Source organism: Allobosea sp. CER48 (assembly GCF_044752385.1).
Taxonomy (GTDB): domain Bacteria; phylum Pseudomonadota; class Alphaproteobacteria; order Rhizobiales; family Beijerinckiaceae; genus Allobosea.
Genome location: NZ_JBIWYK010000537.1, coordinates 1 through 1,887 on the forward strand (window position 1 = coordinate 1; position 1,887 = coordinate 1,887).

General features: G+C 66.3%; 3 protein-coding genes. All 3 read right to left on the minus strand.

Annotation, left to right across the window (positions count from 1 at the left end; all coding sequences use genetic code 11):
- Positions 1-73: 73 nt before the first annotated feature.
- Positions 74-424, minus strand: coding sequence for a GFA family protein (locus ACIPIA_RS15265; RefSeq protein WP_400510778.1), 351 nt, complete (start codon positions 422-424; stop codon positions 74-76).
- A 16-nt stretch (positions 425-440) separates the two neighbouring features.
- Positions 441-1,424 carry a cobaltochelatase subunit CobS gene (cobS, locus tag ACIPIA_RS15270; protein WP_176168614.1) on the minus strand — a complete coding sequence of 328 codons (984 nt, stop codon included), beginning with the start codon at positions 1,422-1,424 and terminating at the stop codon, positions 441-443.
- Between the two features lie 170 nt (positions 1,425-1,594).
- A partial coding sequence (locus ACIPIA_RS15275) for a glycosyltransferase (RefSeq protein ID WP_400510780.1) occupies positions 1,595-1,887 on the minus strand: 293 nt, incomplete at its 5' end.

Below are 1,887 nucleotides of genomic sequence, written 5' to 3' on the forward strand. Positions count from 1 at the left end.
GCCAACCCGCGCAGGACGGCCTCTCGCGTCTCGGCTTGCTCGGGCTCGACCGTGATCGCGACCATCGGCCCTCCTAGCGCGACCGCCCGTCGTACATCGTCGGCGAGAGATCGCCCGGCTCGACGCCGGCGAGGCAGCGCACATTGACCGCGACCATCGGCGTGCCGTCGGGCCCGCTCGCCCTGGCGAAGGACTCGATGCCGCAGGTCTCGCAGAACAGATGCTGGATCTTCTGCGAATGGAAGCGGTACTCGGTCAGCGCACCCTCGCCCTTGGTCAAGGTGAAGGCGCTGGCCGGCGAGAAAGCGAGGATCGAGCCGCGGCGCTGGCAGTAGGAGCAGTTGCAGGTGATCGTCTGCCCGAGGTCGGCCTCGACCTCATAGGCAACCCGTCCGCAATGGCAGCTGCCCTGATACTGCGCCATGGCTTTCCCCTATCGCTTAGCTGAGCACCACGTTCGCTGCGCTCTCCGGCAGTTCCTTGCCGAAGGAACGCTGGAAGAACTCCGCCACCAGCGTGCGCTCCATCTCGTCGCACTTGTTCAGGAAGGTGACGCGGAAGGCAAAACCGATATCGCCGAAGATCGCCGCGTTCTCGGCCCAGGTGATGACCGTACGCGGGCTCATCACGGTCGAGAGATCGCCGTTCATGAAGGCGTTGCGGGTGAGATCGGCGACGCGGACCATCTTGTTGACGATGTCCTTGCCTTCCGGGCTCTTCTGGTAGTGCTTCGACTTGGCGAGGACGATCGCGACCTCGTTGTCATGCGGCAGGTAGTTCAGCGTCGTCACGATCGACCAGCGGTCCATCTGGCCCTGGTTGATCTGCTGAGTGCCGTGATAGAGGCCGGACGTGTCGCCAAGACCGACCGTGTTGGCGGTGGCGAACAGGCGGAAGGCGGGGTGCGGGCGGATGACGCGCTTCTGGTCGAGCAGCGTCAGCTTGCCCGACTGCTCCAGCACGCGCTGGATCACGAACATAACGTCCGGGCGGCCGGCGTCGTACTCGTCGAAGACCAGCGCGATGTTGTTCTGCAGGGCCCAGGGCAGGATGCCGTCCTGGAACTCCGTGATCTGCTTGCCTTCCTTGAGCACGATCGCGTCCTTGCCGACGAGATCGAGGCGCGAGACGTGGCTGTCGAGGTTGACGCGCACGCAGGGCCAGTTGAGGCGCGCCGCGACCTGCTCGATATGGGTCGACTTGCCGGTGCCGTGATAGCCCGAGATCATGACGCGTCGGTTATGCGCGAAGCCGGCCAGGATCGCGATCGTGGTATCGCGGTCGAAGCGGTAGTCGGGGTCCAGATCCGGCACATGCGGATCGGCCGCCGAATAGGCCGGCACCTCGAGGTCCGAATCGATCCCGAAAGTCTGCCGAACCGACAGCTTCATGTCGGGCAATCCGGGCGCGGTCGTCGTCGTCATCATCTTGTCTCCAGGCGCAGGGCCGTGGCCGGCTACGTACCGGTTTGCCCAGAGCCGACCGAGGAGGGAGGCGGATCATCCCTCATTAGAGCGAAAGACCGGAAGCGGCAATTCGCAAAGCTGCACCCCGGCCCTCGCAAAGGGCATGCCGGCTCATGGTCGCCGCCGCCTCACACGCGCTCGGCGAGAAGCTGTTTCACGATTGCGGCCGCATTGCGCGCCCCATCGAGGGCGAGCCGGACCGGCGGCGGGTTACGGCCAATGCCGTCCTCCACCGCCGCGGCGAGCGCGGCAGGCGTCAGCGCCCCGTCACCCGAAATCCGCAGGCAGCGCGCCAGCCCGGCTCGCTCCATCGCCTCGGCCCTGACCGCCTGCTCGGTCTCGCCGCCGGCATCGAAAGGCACGACGATGGCGGGCCGGCGCGCGGCAACGAGATCCAGCACCGTGTTGTAGCCGGCCTGGC

Bases quoted from the DNA above. Each gene is read 5' to 3' on its own strand.
- ACIPIA_RS15265 (WP_400510778.1), bottom strand. From the start codon at position 424: ATGGCGCAGTATCAGGGCAGCTGCCATTGCGGACGGGTTGCCTATGAG.
- cobS (WP_176168614.1), bottom strand. From the start codon at position 1,424: ATGACGACGACGACCGCGCCCGGATTGCCCGACATGAAGCTGTCGGTT.